The organism is Azospirillum griseum, from assembly GCF_003966125.1.
Taxonomy (GTDB): Bacteria; Pseudomonadota; Alphaproteobacteria; order Azospirillales; family Azospirillaceae; genus Azospirillum; species Azospirillum griseum.
Genome location: NZ_RXMA01000025.1, coordinates 1 through 14,372, shown reverse-complemented (window position 1 = coordinate 14,372; position 14,372 = coordinate 1). Strand labels below are relative to the sequence as shown.

15 protein-coding genes and 2 tRNA genes are annotated in these 14,372 nt (G+C 66.0%); 13 read left to right on the top strand and 4 right to left on the bottom strand.

Going from position 1 to position 14,372, the window contains the following annotated elements; translation table 11 throughout:
* Nucleotides 1-12: 12 nt before the first annotated feature.
* From EJ903_RS20600 to EJ903_RS20585, 4 genes are all read right to left on the bottom strand, one after another.
* Nucleotides 13-681, bottom strand: a complete 669-nt coding sequence (locus EJ903_RS20600) for a methionine ABC transporter permease (protein ID WP_210211496.1) — start codon at nucleotides 679-681, stop codon at nucleotides 13-15.
* Nucleotides 659-1,711, bottom strand: coding sequence for a methionine ABC transporter ATP-binding protein (locus EJ903_RS20595; RefSeq protein WP_126619093.1), 1,053 nt, complete (start codon nucleotides 1,709-1,711; stop codon nucleotides 659-661). The genes EJ903_RS20600 and EJ903_RS20595 overlap by 23 nt, the downstream gene beginning before the upstream one ends.
* A 43-nt stretch (nucleotides 1,712-1,754) precedes the next feature.
* Nucleotides 1,755-2,540, bottom strand: a complete 786-nt coding sequence (locus EJ903_RS20590; protein WP_126618968.1) for a MetQ/NlpA family ABC transporter substrate-binding protein — start codon at nucleotides 2,538-2,540, stop codon at nucleotides 1,755-1,757.
* 83 nt (nucleotides 2,541-2,623) lie between these two features.
* Nucleotides 2,624-2,824, bottom strand: coding sequence for a hypothetical protein (locus EJ903_RS20585; protein WP_126618967.1), 201 nt, complete (start codon nucleotides 2,822-2,824; stop codon nucleotides 2,624-2,626).
* Between the two features lie 507 nt (nucleotides 2,825-3,331).
* Between EJ903_RS20585 and hisG the strand changes: the two genes are divergently transcribed.
* The 13 genes from hisG (at nucleotide 3,332) to EJ903_RS20520 (ending at nucleotide 14,040) form a co-directional block, all read left to right on the top strand.
* Nucleotides 3,332-4,039 carry an ATP phosphoribosyltransferase gene (gene hisG, locus EJ903_RS20580; RefSeq protein WP_377007781.1) on the top strand — a complete coding sequence of 236 codons (708 nt, stop codon included), beginning with the start codon at nucleotides 3,332-3,334 and terminating at the stop codon, nucleotides 4,037-4,039.
* Entirely contained in the window at nucleotides 4,023-5,351 is a 1,329-nt protein-coding gene (hisD, locus tag EJ903_RS20575; RefSeq protein ID WP_126618965.1) for a histidinol dehydrogenase, read from the top strand. Before hisG ends, hisD begins: the two co-directional genes overlap by 17 nt.
* Nucleotides 5,348-5,830 (top strand): UPF0262 family protein, encoded by a 483-nt coding sequence (locus tag EJ903_RS20570; protein WP_126618963.1) that lies wholly within the window; start codon nucleotides 5,348-5,350, stop codon nucleotides 5,828-5,830. The genes hisD and EJ903_RS20570 overlap by 4 nt, the downstream gene beginning before the upstream one ends.
* 22 nt (nucleotides 5,831-5,852) lie before the next feature.
* Nucleotides 5,853-6,311 (top strand): arsenate-mycothiol transferase ArsC, encoded by a 459-nt coding sequence (locus EJ903_RS20565; protein ID WP_126618962.1) that lies wholly within the window; start codon nucleotides 5,853-5,855, stop codon nucleotides 6,309-6,311.
* Between the two features lie 171 nt (nucleotides 6,312-6,482).
* Nucleotides 6,483-8,804, top strand: coding sequence for a hybrid sensor histidine kinase/response regulator (locus EJ903_RS20560; RefSeq protein WP_126618960.1), 2,322 nt, complete (start codon nucleotides 6,483-6,485; stop codon nucleotides 8,802-8,804).
* A 69-nt stretch (nucleotides 8,805-8,873) separates the two neighbouring features.
* Entirely contained in the window at nucleotides 8,874-9,908 is a 1,035-nt protein-coding gene (locus EJ903_RS20555) for a lytic transglycosylase domain-containing protein (RefSeq protein WP_126618958.1), read from the top strand.
* 112 nt (nucleotides 9,909-10,020) lie between these two features.
* Nucleotides 10,021-10,239 carry a translation initiation factor IF-1 gene (infA, locus tag EJ903_RS20550; protein WP_126618956.1) on the top strand — a complete coding sequence of 73 codons (219 nt, stop codon included), beginning with the start codon at nucleotides 10,021-10,023 and terminating at the stop codon, nucleotides 10,237-10,239.
* Nucleotides 10,240-10,263: 24 nt separating this feature from the next.
* Complete coding sequence (locus tag EJ903_RS20545) at nucleotides 10,264-10,866, top strand: Maf family protein (protein WP_126618954.1); 603 nt, start codon at nucleotides 10,264-10,266, stop codon at nucleotides 10,864-10,866.
* Between the two features lie 13 nt (nucleotides 10,867-10,879).
* Nucleotides 10,880-12,142: a ribonuclease E/G gene (locus EJ903_RS20540; protein WP_126618952.1), complete on the top strand. Its 1,263-nt coding sequence runs from the start codon at nucleotides 10,880-10,882 to the stop codon at nucleotides 12,140-12,142.
* On the top strand, nucleotides 12,139-12,354 hold the full coding sequence (locus EJ903_RS20535) for a DNA gyrase inhibitor YacG (protein ID WP_126618950.1): 216 nt from the start codon (nucleotides 12,139-12,141) through the stop codon (nucleotides 12,352-12,354). The genes EJ903_RS20540 and EJ903_RS20535 overlap by 4 nt, the downstream gene beginning before the upstream one ends.
* Before the next feature lie 109 nt (nucleotides 12,355-12,463).
* Nucleotides 12,464-12,539 (top strand) — tRNA-Phe (locus EJ903_RS20530).
* Nucleotides 12,540-12,644: 105 nt separating this feature from the next.
* A tRNA-Phe gene (locus EJ903_RS20525) sits at nucleotides 12,645-12,720 on the top strand.
* A 474-nt stretch (nucleotides 12,721-13,194) separates the two neighbouring features.
* Nucleotides 13,195-14,040, top strand: coding sequence for a MurR/RpiR family transcriptional regulator (locus EJ903_RS20520; protein WP_126618948.1), 846 nt, complete (start codon nucleotides 13,195-13,197; stop codon nucleotides 14,038-14,040).
* Nucleotides 14,041-14,372 lie beyond the last annotated feature (332 nt).

Genomic DNA, 14,372 nt, shown 5'->3' with positions numbered 1-14,372 from the left:
CACGAACTCTCCTCAGACTTTCAAATGACGTTTGTTGACGCGGCGGGCGATCCAGTCGCCCGACGATTGCACGATCTGCACCAGCACGATCAGCACCAAAACCACGGCCAGCATCACTTCCGGCAGGAAGCGCTGATAGCCATAACGGATGCCCAGATCGCCCAGCCCACCGCCGCCGACCGCCCCGACCATGGCCGAATAGCCGATCAGGCTGACCGCCGACAGGGTCAGACCCATGACGATGGCGGGCAGCGCCTCGGGCAGCAGCACCTTGGTGACGATTTGCAGCGGCGTTGCCCCCATGGCCTGGGCCGCTTCGATCAGGCCGCGATCCACCTCGCGGATGGCGTTTTCGACGATGCGGGCGATGAAGGGCGCGGCGGCCACCGTCAGCGGCACGATGGCGGCACCGGTGCCGATGGAGGTCCCGGCGATCAGGCGGGTGAACGGGATGATCGCCACCACCAGAATGATGAAGGGGGTGGAGCGGGTCATGTTGACCACCGCGCCGACGATCCGGTTGAACAGCAGATTTTGCAGCAGCTCGCCCCGCCCGGTGACGGCCAGCGCCACCCCGATGGGCAGGCCGATCAGCGTGCCGATGGCCCCCGACACCGCCACCATGTGCAGCGTGTCGATCAGCGCCTTGATCAGCAGATCAATGATTTGCGGGGACAGCATGGCCCAGAACCTCGACACCCAGATGATTGACGTGCAACAGGCTGATGGCGGCCTCTACGGCGGTGGCGTCGCCCAGCGCCTCCACCACCAGCGTGCCGAAGGGCGCGCCCTGGATCTCGTCGATCTGGCCGTGCCAGATGTTCAGATCGAGATTGAGCTTGCGGCTGATGGCGCTGATGACCGGGCTGGTCGCCTTTTCCCCGGTGAAGGTGATGCGCAGCACCGGGTTGCTGCCCGGCTGCGGCGTGGGCGACAGCCGCGCGCGCAGGCCGTCGGGAATGCCCCGGTTGATGACCGGATCGATGAAGCTGCGCGTCGTCGGGTGGCTGGGGTGGGCGAAGATGTCGAACACCGGCCCCTGTTCGATGATCCGCCCGGCCTCCATCACCGCGACCTTGTGGCAAATCTCCTTGATGACGCCGATCTCGTGGGTGATGAGGACAATGGTCAGGCCCAAGCGCCGGTTGATGTCGGCCAGCAGATGCAGGATCTGCGTGGTGGTTTCGGGGTCGAGCGCGGAGGTCGCCTCGTCCGACAACAGAACCTTGGGCTTGCTGGCCAGCGCGCGGGCGATGCCGACGCGCTGCTTCTGCCCGCCCGACAGCTCCGCCGGGTAGCGGTCGCGCTTGTCGGCCAGACCGACGAGGTCGAGCAGCGGTTCCACCGTCTGCCGGATCGTCGCCTTGTCCACCCCGGCCAGTTCCAGAGGCAGCGCGACGTTGTCGAACACGGTGCGCGAGGACAACAGGTTGAAATGCTGGAAGATCATGCCGATGGAATGGCGGGTGTCCCGCAATTCCCGCGCCGACAGCGCGGTGATCTCCACCCCATCCACCTGGACGCTGCCCGAGGTCGGGCTTTCCAGCAGGTTGATGGTGCGCAGCAGCGTGGATTTTCCGGCCCCGGACCGCCCGATGATGCCAAAAATCTCGCCCCGCGCCACGGTCAGGTCAATGTCGGACAGCGCCTGGACCGGCGCGCCCGCCCCACGGGACGGGTAGGTCTTCTGCAAATTGGTCAGCGTAATCATCATCACATCGGCAAAGGGGAGGTCACGCCTCCCCCAGCCCCTTTCACCACGTCGGAATGATGGTGCCGTTGAAGCGCGTGCTGATAAACTGCCGCACTTCGGGCGAACGATACAGCGCAATGAAGCGCTTGATCGTCGGGTCTTCTATGCGATCCTTGCGCACCGCCCACACCAGATTCCAGCGGGATTGATCGTCTTCCAGCACCAGCGCCGCCTTGGGATCCAGCTTGGCCAGCACGGCGTAGTTGAGGGTGATGACCGACGCATCGACATCGTCGAGCGAGCGCGGCAACTGCGCGGCGTCCAACTCCACGAACTTGATGTTTTTCGGGTTGTGGGTGACGTCGGCGATGGTGGTGTTCAGCCCGGCTCCATCCTTCAGCCCGATCAACCCGGCCTTGGCCAGCAGGAACAGGGCGCGCGCGCCGTTGGTCGGGTCGTTGGGCAGCGACACCGTCGCCCCGGCGGGCAGATCGGTCAGCGCCTTGGCCTTTTTCGCGTAGACACCCATCGGCACGACGATGCTCTTGGCAACCGGCACGATGTCGTAGCCGCGCTGCTTGATCTGGTTGTCCAGAAAGGGTTGGTGCTGAAAGTTGTTGGCGTCGATGTCACCCGCCTGAAGGGCGGCGTTGGGCATGTTCCAGTCGGTGAACTCGATCACCTTGGCCTCGATGCCCTCCTTGGCCGCCAGCGTGGCGGTGAATTCCAGGATTTCGCCATAGGGACCGGCGGACACCCCAAGCTTGAGCGGCGCGGCAAAGGCGGCGGAGGACAGGGCGGACAGCAGGCCGACGGCCACAGCCGCCGTCAACAGAATGCGTTTCACGACAGGATTCCTCTGGATGTCTTGGAAGGCGGCCTGGGATCGGCGTCCGCCGATCCGCGCGACATGGGATCGGCGTCCGCCGATCAGCGGCGGCGGTTCTGGGCCAGACGGCTGAAATGCTGTTGGGCGGCGCGTTCGGCCTGCCCGACGTTGCGGAAGACGCGGCGGTCGAGATCGCGGAAGGCCCAATCCGACACGAAGAAGGTGTAGCCGCCACGGTCGGCGACGACGATCCCGGCGGAATGGCCCTGGACTTCGATGGCAAAGGCGTTGGTGTTGCTCATGACGATGGCTCCTCTGCCCACGGCGACCGGCGCGTTCGGGTCTGCGGCGTGGGCGGCAATGACGGTGTGCGGAACGAAGGAATGGGGGTTGCGATCAGCAACAACACATTCGGGCGTCGCAACCGGTCGGCGGGGTGGGAAGCGGGTGGATCGTCGTCGTCAGGGTCATCATATCCGGTCTCTCCAGAGCAAGAGGACCACGACCGGCATCGTGGCGCTTTAGCGTTTGGTGACGCGGCGCAAGCTGCTGTCTTCAAATTGCCGCGCGGGTCGCCCGGTGGAGCGGCCCGATGGCTTTTATCTACCTAATTACTCGGCATTCTGTCAACGATCTTTTTTCACACAAAATGTAGAAACATTGTTTGAACATGAAATTAAAGTGAAATTGTATGACGCGCCGCACCGACACCAGGAGGTGACGCGCGCGCGGAATGTGCTATCTATCGCCTCTGCGGTTCACCCGGTGCGCTCGCCCGCGCGCCGGCGGTTCATCCGAGGGAGAGAGTTTTGTCCGCCGATACCAGCGCCCTGAGGACTCCGGCCCACGACGTGCCCGTCGCCGACCGTCTGGTCCTGGCCTTGCCCAAGGGGCGAATCCTGAAGGAGCTGCGCCCGCTGCTTACGCTGGCCGGCATCGTCCCCGAACCCGCCTTTGACGACGACAAAAGCCGCCTTCTCCATTTCGCGACGAACATCCCGAATCTCAGCATCATCCGCGTGCGCTCGTTCGACGTGGCGACCTTCGTCGCCTTTGGGGCCGCCCATCTGGGGGTGGCGGGCAACGACGTGCTGATGGAATTCGATTACCCGGAGATCTATTCGCCGCTCGATCTCGGCATCGGCAAATGCCATCTGGCGGTCGCCGAACCGGCGGAGATGATCGCCAGCGACGACCCCAGCCGGTGGAGCCATGTGCGCGTCGCCACCAAATACCCGGAGGTGACGAAGCGCCATTTCGCCGCACGCGGCGTCCAGGCCGAATGCGTCAAACTGAACGGCGCGATGGAGCTGGCCCCCACGCTGGGCCTGTGCCGCCTGATCGTCGATCTGGTTTCCACCGGATCGACGCTGAAGGCCAACGGGCTGGAGCAGGTGGAGCACATCGCCAACGTTTCGTCCCGTCTCATCGTCAACCGCGCCGCCTTCAAGACGCGGCCGGAAATCGCGCAGTGGATCGACACCTTCCGGGAGGCCGTCAATGCCCATCAGGCTTGATATCCGCAACGCCGACTTCGCCGCCGGATTCGACGGGCTGCTGCACGCCAAGCGCGAGGTGAGCGAGGATGTGCAGACCCTGGTCGCCGGGGTGATCGACGCCGTGCGCACGCGCGGCGACGACGCGCTGATCGAATTCACCGCCCGGTGGGACCGCCAGACGCTGACGCGCGACACCCTGCGGATCGCCCAGGCGGAAATCGACGCGGCGACCGCCCAATGCGACCCGGCCACGCTCGACGCGCTGGATCTGGCCGCCGCGCGGATCGAGGATTTCCACCGGCGGCAGGTGCCGGAGGTGGTGGATTACCGCGACGCCCAGGGCGTGCGGTTGGGCGCGCGCTGGACGCCGGTCGGGGCCGTCGGCCTCTATGTGCCGGGGGGAACCGCCTCCTACCCCTCCTCGGTGCTGATGAACGCCCTGCCCGCCAAGGTGGCCGGGGTGGAGCGCGTCGTCATGGTGGTCCCGACGCCCGATGGGATCATCAACCCGCTGGTGCTGGCCGCCGCCAAGCGCTGCGGCATCACCGAGCTGTACCGCGTCGGCGGGGCGCAGGCGGTGGCCGCCCTGGCCCACGGCACGGCGACCATCCGCCCGGTGGACAAGATCGTCGGCCCCGGCAACGCCTTCGTCGCCGCCGCCAAGCGGCAGGTGTACGGGCTGGTCGGCATCGACAGCATCGCCGGGCCGTCGGAAATCCTGGTGGTGGCCGACCGCGATAACGATCCGGCCTGGATCGCCATGGATCTGCTGTCGCAGGCCGAACACGACACCTCGGCGCAATCCATCCTCATCACCGACGACGCGGCCTTTGCCGACGCGGTGGCCGCCGCCGTGGACCGCCATCTGGAAACCCTGCCGCGCACCGCCATCGCCGGGGAAAGCTGGCGGGAGCATGGGGCGATCATCCTGGTCGGCGACCTGCTGGCCGACGCGCCCGCCCTGGTGGACCGGCTGGCCCCGGAGCATCTGGAATTGGCGGTCGCCGATCCCGACGCGCTGGCCGCCCGCGTGCGCAACGCCGGGGCGATCTTCCTGGGCCGTTACACCCCGGAGGCCATCGGCGATTACGTCGCCGGGCCGAACCACGTCCTGCCGACCGCGCGCAGCGCCCGTTTCTCCTCCGGCCTGAACGTGCTGGATTTCATGAAGCGGACGACCTTCGTCGGCTGCGACGCCGACAGCCTGCGCGCCATCGGCCCCGCCGCCGTCACGCTGGCGCGGGCGGAGGGGCTGGACGCCCACGCCCTGTCGGTCGCGCTGCGGCTGCCGACCGGGAGCGACGCCTTAACCAAGGGAGGGACCGCGTGAGCGCACGGAGCAACCGCCGCATTTCCCATGTGACGCTGGATGAAAAGACCGTCGTCCGCCGCAAGCCGGAGGTGGAGCACGAACGCGCCGTCGCCATCTTCGACCTGCTGGAGGAGAACGAGTTCTACCCCTGCGACCACGCCGATTCCGGTCCCTATCACCTGCATCTGTCGATCGAAGACAACCGTCTGATCTTCGACATCCGGCGGGAGGACAACAGCGACATCGACAAGCTGACCCTGCCCGTCACCGGCTTCCGCTCCATCGTGAAGGATTACTTCCTGATCTGCGAAAGCTATTACGCGGCGATCAAACGCTCCACCCCCTCGCAGATCGAGGCCATCGACATGGGCCGGCGCGGCCTGCACAACGAGGGATCGGAGATGCTGCGCGACCGCCTGTCCGGCAAGGTGGAGATGGACCTTCAAACGGCGCGGCGGCTCTTCACGCTGATCTGCGTTCTTCACATACGCGGCTGACGGGGACGGGCGGCGCATGGTCATGGCAGGAATCCCGAGCCTTCCGGTCACGAGCGTATTGTTTGCCTGCACCTACAACATGATCCGTTCGCCGATGGCGGCGGCGTTGATGCGCCATTTCCACGGGACCCGCGTGTTCATCGATTCCGTCGGCGTCCGCCAGGGCGAGGAGGTCGATCCCTTCGCCGTCGCGGTGATGGAGGAGATGGGCATCGACCTGTCCAAGCACCGCTGCCGCACCTTCGAGGATCTGGAGGACACCAGCTTCGACCTGATCGTTTCGCTGTCGCCGGAGGCGCAGCACCGCGCCATCGAAATGACCCGGACGATGGCCTGCGACGTGGAGTTCTGGAACACCTTCGACCCGACCCTGGTCGATGGCTCGCGCGACGCCATGCTCGACGCCTACCGGCAGGTCCGCGATGGGCTGCTGACCAAGGTCAAACAGCGCTTCCCCTTGTCGCGCGGCCCAAGCGTCTGATTGTCTGTGTTTTCAGCCCTTCCCCGTCCGGTTCTGCCGGACATTTTTTTGCGTGCATCGTTTCCAAATCATGCGTTGTAATGGTATTGAGCTGTGTCATGGCGCGGTGGCGGGCGTTCGTCCAGCCTTGCGCGATCACCGCCCAATCGCCCCGACGGAGTGCCACCGACCATGCCCGCCGGTCTGTTGTCCCGCCTGCTTCACGCCCTTGGCCCGCGCAGCCTGCGCGCCCGTCTGATGGGGGTTGTGCTGGCTTCGCTGGCGCTGCCGATCCTCGGGGCCTTGTATGTTTTCGACCAACAGCTTGAAGACCGGATGGACGCCGCCGCCGAACTGGCACAGCACCTGACCGACGACGGGGTGGAACGTCAGCGCGACCTGATCGGCGAAGCGCGGAACCTGCTGGGCGTGCTGTCGATGGTTCCGGCGATCCGCAACGCCACCTTTGACTCCATTGACGCCTGCGTTGATGTGCTCGCCCCGATGCCGCGCCAGCACCGCTGGACAACGGGCGTCTGGTTGGCCGACGCGGATGGTGCCCTGATCTGCGACACGTCCGGCCCCGGTGCCGGCATGACGCTGCGCGACCGGGCGTATTTTCAGCGGGTGCTCGACACCAAGGATGTGGTGGTGAGCGATTTCATCATCGGCAAGCGCTCGCTGAAGCCGCTGATCATCGTCGCCCGCCCGATTCTGGAAAATGGCGTGATCGTCCGGGTGATCGGGATCGGCGTCGATCTCACCTGGCTCACCGATCTGGTCAAGGTCATCAAGCAACCCGACGCGCGGGTGATGGCGCTGGACCTCAAGGGCGTGATCGTCGCCCGCCAGCCGGATCCCGAAGGGTGGTTGGGCCGCGACATCAGCAACCTGCCGCACATCCAGCGCATTCTGAACGAGAAAAACGGTTCCTTCGAAGCGCCCAGCGCCGACGGGCGGGGCCGATTGTGGGGGTTTCGCCACTCACCGGAAACCAACACGATCTTCGCCGTCGGCATCCCAACCGAACCGATTCTCGCCGAAACAAAGCGCGATCTGATTCAGGGGCTGATTTTGCTGGCTTTGGCCGCTCTGGTCAGCGTCGCCGCGCTGTGGGCGCTGTTGCGCGCGTCGGTGCTGCGCTGGATCCTGGAATTGGGTCACACCGCCACGCGCATCGGCACCGGCGGCGGCGGCGCACAGATCGAGGCCGCCAACGCGCCCGAAGAATTCCGTGTGGTCGCGCTTGCCTTCAACGACATGTCGCGGCGCCTGAAGCAACGCGAACAGGAGTTGCGCGCCGCAATGGAGGAGGCCCGCGCGGCCAGTTGCGCCAAGGAAGAGTTCCTGGCGACGATGAGTCACGAGATCCGCACACCGATGAACGGGGTGATTGGCTTCGCCGACATGCTGCTCGACACCCCCTTGACCGCCGAACAGCGCCGCTACGCCTCCCAGGTGCGCGACGCCGGGCGGTCGCTGCTGACCGTCATCAACGACGTGCTGGACCTGTCAAAGCTGGAGGCCGGGCGGCTGGAGCTGGTCCGCGTGCCGTTTCGGGTGGACGATCTGGCTGACCGCTGTGTGGCCATCGTGCGCCTGACCGCCGAACAGAAGGGGTTGGCTCTGCACACCAGCATCGCGTCCACCGCGCGCGGCTATGCCATGGGCGATCCCGACCGGGTGCGGCAAATCCTGCTCAATCTGTTGGGCAACGCCGTGAAATTCACCGATCGTGGATCGGTGCGGTTGACCGTGAAAATGATCGACGACGACCGGGGGGAACGGCGCTGCACCTTCACCGTGACCGACACCGGCATCGGCGTGCCCGAAGAGCGTCAACGCGACCTGTTCCAGCGCTTCAACCAGGTGGAGCGGGGACGTGGCGGCACCGGGCTGGGGCTGGCGATCTCCCGCCGACTGGTGGAGTTGATGGGCGGCGACATCGGCATGGACAGCAGGCCCGGGGAGGGAAGCCGATTCTGGTTCACCCTGCTGCTGCCCCCGGCGGGCCACGCAGCGGTCCAGGCGGAGGGGACACCGCAACAGGCGGGGACCGCTCCGCACCCCAGCCGCCGCATCCTGCTCGCGGAGGATTTGGAGATGAACCGCGACCTGGCCATCGCCATCCTGAGTCGGGCCGGGCACCGGGTCGATGCGGTCAACGATGGGGCCGCAGCGGTTGCGGCGGTGCAGGAGCACCCCTATGACATCGTGCTGATGGATGTCCAGATGCCGGTGATGGACGGGCTGGAGGCGGCGCGGCGCATCCGCGCCCTGCCCAGCCCGGTCGCCCGCATCCCGATTCTGGCGCTGACCGCCGGTGTGCTGGCGGTGGAGGTGGAGCGCTGCGCCGACGCCGGGATGAATGGCCATCTCGCCAAACCCCTGGAAAAGACCGCGCTGCTGGACGCCATCGCCCATTGGACCACCAGCGACGCCCCGGAAGGACCAACAGCTCGCCACAACGGTCCCACCCATCCGCCGGAATCGCAGTTGATGGCGCAGAGCTGACAACACGGTTATAGTGGGGGTTCAAGGCTCGCCAGCCGGTGGGCGCGCGTCGTTGGTGTTGGTGACTTCATGAAGGTTTCTCAGCCCTCTCTCGTTCCCGTGCCGGAGCGGAAACCCGATCCCCCGCCCCCGTCGGCCAACGGCGATTCCCCGTCCTTCCTGGACGTGATGGAGCAGTCACAGCCCGTTCCGCGCGGTCGCCTGTCCAACGGGCAAAAGCCGCCGCCGATGCCGTCCAGCAAGCCCGAAGCCCCGATGGAGTTGGCGGACGGCACGCTGGTCCCTCTGCCCACGCGCAAGCCCAACGCACCGCCCCTGTCCAAAAGCAGCAACGCCGCCACCGCGCTCGCCACCTCCGGCACGCCCGCCGCCAACCGGGTCCTGCTGGCTTCCCAACAGGTGGCCGGGCTGTCGGGCCACAGCTTCACCGCCATCCTGGCCCAGGCCACGCAGGAAAGCGGCCTGAACAGCGCGGCCAAGAACAGCAGCAGCAGCGCCGCCGGTCCCTTCCAGTTCCTGGAACGCACGTGGCTTGATCTGTTCCGCCGCCACGGGGCTGCCTATGGCCAGGGCGAGTTGGCCAGCCAGATTCAGGTGCGCAACGGGGTGGCCACGGTCGCCGACCCGGAAACCCGCCAAAAGATTCTGGACCTGCGCCACGACGTCGATCTGTCCGCCGGGATGGCCGCCCGCTATCTGTCGGAAGGGCGGGCGCAACTGGAAAAGAAGCTGGGCCGCCCGGTCAGCGAAAGCGAGAGCCGAATCGCCTATGTGATGGGCGTGGGCGGGGCCGCGAAGCTCATCAAGAACGCCGAATCGAACCCGACCACGGTGGCCGCCGAGCTGCTGCCCGCCGCCGCCCAGGCCAATTACAACCTGTTTCACGACCGCAGCAGCGGGCGGGCGTTGAGCGCCTCGGAAACCGTCGCCCGCCTGACCCGGCGCATGGAAATCGACCAGCGGGAGATGTTCGCCGCCATCTCCAAGGCGGCGGAACCCGCGCAAAAGCTGGACGGCAGCAACCAATCGCCCTTCAGCCCGTTCCAGAGTGTGGAGCGCCCCGACGGCGCCAACGGGAGCGGCGCAACCGTCGCGCAGGGCTGACCCGCGAGTCATGTGACAACAGAACGCGTCGGTTTTGGGAATACCCCTTGACCCGGCGGCGTGGGGGCGGCAGTTATGGGCCGCAAAACTTTTCGTACGGACAAAAGGTCATATGGCTAAGGAAGATCTGATCGAGTTTTCCGGGACCGTCGTCGAATTGCTTCCGAACGCGATGTTCCGGGTGAAGCTCGACAACGATCATGAGGTTCTGGCGCACACGTCTGGGAAGATGCGCAAGAACCGGATTCGTGTTCTGGCGGGCGACCGCGTCAATGTGGAAATGACGCCGTACGACCTGTCCAAGGGCCGCATCACCTTCCGGTTCAAGTAATCGCGCTCCCGCCTGCCTCCGCTGATGAGCACCCCCACGGAGCACCGACTCGTCCTGGCGTCCGCCTCGCCGCGTCGGCTCGATCTGTTGCGCCAGATTGGCTTGACACCGTTCGCGGTGGATCCGGCTGATCTGGACGAAACACCCCTGCCGCAGGAACTGCCACCCCAGCACGCCGTTCGGTTGGCCAGGGAAAAGGCGGTCTGTGTCGCCGCGCGGCATCCCGGATCGTGGATTCTCGCCGCTGACACGGTGGTCGCCTGCGGTCGCCGCATCCTGCCCAAGGCCGACAGCGAAACCCAGGCTCGCCAATGCCTGGATTTGCTGTCTGGGCGTCGGCACCGTGTTTATGGCGGCGTTGTTCTGCTGGTGCCCACCGCCGATGGCGGGCACAAGCGTTCCGAACGGCTGGTGCGCACCGATGTCACCTTCAAACGCCTGTCGAAGGCGGAAACCGAATCCTACATCGCGTCAGGCGAATGGCAGGGCAAGGCGGGCGGTTACGCCATCCAGGGCCGCGCCGCCGCCCTGATCCGCTGGATCGGCGGCTCCTACAGCAACGTCGTCGGCCTGCCGTTGCACGAGGTGGCGGGGCTGTTGTCCGGCCACGGCTTCCCCCTGCCCTGATCAGCAGGACAACATGAGCCGAATCGCTCTGCTGATCGACCAGGACGGTCCGTTCACACGGGCGGCGGTTCTGGTTGACGACCGTTTGACCGATCTCCACATCGACCGCAGCGACCGCCCGTCGCTGCTTGGTCATGTCTTTCTCGGCCGGGTCGAGCGGATCGCCAACAGCCTGGAGGGGGCGTTCGTCGATCTCGGCGGCGTCACCGGGCTGCTGGTCGCCGGAGACGCCCGCAAGCCCGACGGTTCCCGCCCGGCCAAGCGACCCAACCGCATCGGCGGGCTGCTGCGCACCGGCCAATCCATCCTGGTCCAGGTCAAGGCCGACGCCATCGGCGACAAGGGGCCGTCCCTGACGATGGACGTCGCCCTGCCCGGTCGCTTTCTGGTTCACACCCCCTTTTCTCCTGATGTGGCCGTGTCCAAACGGTTGGGGACCGGACCGGAACGCGCCGCGCTGGCCGACCGGGCGCGGGCGCTGCTGTCCGCCGCTGGTTTGCCCGCCAACGATTCGCCCGCCAATGGTTCGCTCCAGGGTGGCTGGATTCTGCGCGCCGGTGCCGCCGGGGCCAGCGACGGGGGCCTGTCACGCGACGCCATGGCGCTGCACGCGCTGTGGAGCGCGGTGGCGCAGGCCGTCAGCTCCGGCCCGCCCCGCCTGCTCTGCCCCGGCCCGGACGCCTTCGCCCGCGCGGTGATCGAACTGGGGGCCACCCCGCCCGACGCCGTGATCGTGGATGGCGGCCCGTTGGACGGCGGGGCCTTGCACCGCCGCGTCGCCGCCTGGTTTCAGGAACGCGCGCCGGAGCTGTCGCCCCGCCTCACCCGGCACACACCGCCCGGTCGCCTGTTCGATCAGCGCGACCTCGACACCGCCATCGCCGATCTGCTCGACCGCCGCGTCGCCCTGCCGCGCGGCGGATCGCTGGTCATCGAACCAACAGAAGCGCTGACGGTGATCGACGTGAACGCCGGGGACCGCGCCAACCCGCTGGACGTCAATCTGGACGCCGCCGCCGAAATCGCCCGGCAACTGCGCCTGCGCAACATCGGCGGCATCATCGTCGTCGATTTCGTCAACCTGCGCGCCCGCAGCGACGCCGACCGCGTGCTGGCCGCGCTGACCCGCGCGGTGGACAGCGACCCGCTGCAAACCCAGGTCTATGGCATGTCCAAACTGGGGTTGGTCGAACTGACTCGCGCCCGCCGGGGCAGCGCCCTGTCGGCGTTGCTGTCATCCCCCATCACCGGCGTTCCCATCACAGGTGTTGCATGAGCGCTTCCGCCAAACCGCCCGCCGCGACGTCGCCCGCCACCGGATCGTCCTGCCCGATCTGTGGCCGCCCCACCGACCCGGCCTTGCGCCCCTTCTGTTCCCACCGCTGCGCCGACGTCGATCTGGGCCGCTGGCTGGGCGGGGTCTATCGTGTGGAAAGCGCGGAAACGCTTGACGAATCCGACGACGGCGAGTCGCGGGAGAGTGTCTAAAAAAAGCAAAGGACCGGACGTTTTTCCTCTGGACAGCCCCCGCGAATTTTCCTACAAAGCGGCCCTCGACGCGCGGCAACGGCCTCAACGCCTGACCCAAGCGGCGGATGCCCAGGTAGCTCAGTTGGTAGAGCAGGGGACTGAAAATCCCCGTGTCGGCGGTTCAATTCCGTCCCTGGGCACCATTCCTCTCGTTGCCGAGAGCTGGCGCTGTTCACCACAGCGCGTTTGCCAACGCTGCTCACCATCGCAACGTTGTTGAGCGATCAGACAAGGCGCTGGTCGTCGATGCCCAGGTAGCTCAGTTGGTAGAGCAGGGGACTGAAAATCCCCGTGTCGGCGGTTCAATTCCGTCCCTGGGCACCATCTTCTCTTTTCAGTTCTAAAAATTTGGGGGATCTTGGGCACGTCATGCTTGTCCATTGCAGGCTTGCCCCAGTCACGGCAGACAGTCGCCCCCGTTAAGGCATTGATTGCCCTCAGACCGCCTTTATCTTCCCACGCTGTGCAAGAGAAGGACGCCTGTAGGAAGAGGCGCTGTTGAGCTTTGCACTTCTGACGTCATTCTCCACATTTCCAATGTGGATCATGGGCCAAAGGTGTTCTCCGACTTTCGCGTTCGGTCTTCTGGAGAGATCAAGCAAGGCACGCGCGTCGAGCGATGGCGCGACGCCTTGGTGTGGCACAACAGCTTTGCGGCCCCCGAGAATCATCAAGGGGGCGAAGACTCCTGCATCCGGTGGGAGACAACCAACGTGAAGCTTGGTTCCAGTGGTGGGAACATTTATTCTAAGTTCCTCTGCGCCGCCGTGCGCCCCATCGACAGGCCGGTCCCGCCCCATGGAGCCAGACACCGACGCGCCGACGAGCTTCACCGCTCTTCAAGCCGCCATCGCCCAACGGCAGAACAGCCTCAGCCCGCGTTTGCGCCAGATCGCTGAATACGCGCTCTCCAACCCGAACGATATGGCGTTGGAAACCGTCGCGCAGATCGCCGAACGGGCCGGGGTGCAGCCCTCCGCCCTGATCCGTTTTTCAAAGACGCTGGGGTTTGACGGGTTCACGGAGATGCAACGCGTCTTCCGCACCCGTCTGACCGACAACATGCCCAATTACAAGGAGCGGATCCGCGCCCTGACCGACGGCGGCCCCGCTCTGTCCGACGCCTCGCGCGTGCTTGAGCATTTCATCGATGCGGGCATCAACGCGCTGGAGCATCTGCGCCAGGAATTGACCGCCACCGATCTGGACCGCGCGCTGGACCTGCTGGAGGGGGCTGAACACATCTATGTGATGGGCCAGCGCCGCTCCTTTCCGGTCGCGGCCTATCTCGGCTACGCCTTGGGCCGATTGGGGCGGCGGACCGTGCTGCTCGACGGGTTGGGCGGCATGCTGCGCCAACAGGTGCAGGCCATCACCGACCGCGACCTGCTGGTCGCCATCAGCTTCAAACCCTATTCGGAAGACACGGTGGAGATCTGCCGCATGGCGGCCGACAACGGCGTGCCCGTGCTGGGCATCACCGACGGGACCCTCAGCCCGATCATGCCGTTGGCCGGGGTGACGCTTGCGGTCGAGGATGCGCAGGTCAAGGGCTTCCGCTCCTTGACCGCGACCATGTGCATGGCCGTCAGCCTGATCGTCGGTTTGGGGCAACGTCTGGACAAGGACAAGGCGGGCCGTTAGAGCCGATTGCAAAACGAAAAATACCGGGCGGTGACGAATCACCGCCCGGTGCATAGGAACCTCTGTCGCCAGGAGAGCGCCAGAGGGGACGCACCCGAGGGACGAGCGCATATGGACGCTCCGGCGCGACGGGATGGAGAAACGTCGAACCGGAGCGAAGCTCCTGAAAACCGCAAGCTCAGGGTTCCTGGTGTTGGGTCACAACCCCATGGAACCCCAAGCCATCACGTCACCGCGTTCTGAATTAGAAAGCGAGGTCGGTGCGGGCGAGGAAGACGTTGCCCTTGTCGTTGCTGCCAGCGACGTCGGAGCGGATCTTGAAGTGGTCGAAT

Excerpts from the sequence above, each read along its gene's own strand:
- EJ903_RS20520 (WP_126618948.1), top strand. The coding sequence starts at position 13,195 with ATGGAGCCAGACACCGACGCGCCGACGAGCTTCACCGCTCTTCAAGCC.
- EJ903_RS20535 (WP_126618950.1), top strand. The coding sequence starts at position 12,139 with ATGAGCGCTTCCGCCAAACCGCCCGCCGCGACGTCGCCCGCCACCGGA.
- EJ903_RS20565 (WP_126618962.1), top strand. The coding sequence starts at position 5,853 with ATGGCAGGAATCCCGAGCCTTCCGGTCACGAGCGTATTGTTTGCCTGC.
- EJ903_RS20560 (WP_126618960.1), top strand. The coding sequence starts at position 6,483 with ATGCCCGCCGGTCTGTTGTCCCGCCTGCTTCACGCCCTTGGCCCGCGC.
- EJ903_RS20555 (WP_126618958.1), top strand. The coding sequence starts at position 8,874 with ATGAAGGTTTCTCAGCCCTCTCTCGTTCCCGTGCCGGAGCGGAAACCC.
- hisD (WP_126618965.1), top strand. The coding sequence starts at position 4,023 with ATGCCCATCAGGCTTGATATCCGCAACGCCGACTTCGCCGCCGGATTC.
- EJ903_RS20540 (WP_126618952.1), top strand. The coding sequence starts at position 10,880 with ATGAGCCGAATCGCTCTGCTGATCGACCAGGACGGTCCGTTCACACGG.
- EJ903_RS20585 (WP_126618967.1), bottom strand. The coding sequence starts at position 2,824 with ATGAGCAACACCAACGCCTTTGCCATCGAAGTCCAGGGCCATTCCGCC.
- EJ903_RS20595 (WP_126619093.1), bottom strand. The coding sequence starts at position 1,711 with ATGATTACGCTGACCAATTTGCAGAAGACCTACCCGTCCCGTGGGGCG.
- EJ903_RS20545 (WP_126618954.1), top strand. The coding sequence starts at position 10,264 with ATGAGCACCCCCACGGAGCACCGACTCGTCCTGGCGTCCGCCTCGCCG.
- EJ903_RS20600 (WP_210211496.1), bottom strand. The coding sequence starts at position 681 with ATGCTGTCCCCGCAAATCATTGATCTGCTGATCAAGGCGCTGATCGAC.
- infA (WP_126618956.1), top strand. The coding sequence starts at position 10,021 with ATGGCTAAGGAAGATCTGATCGAGTTTTCCGGGACCGTCGTCGAATTG.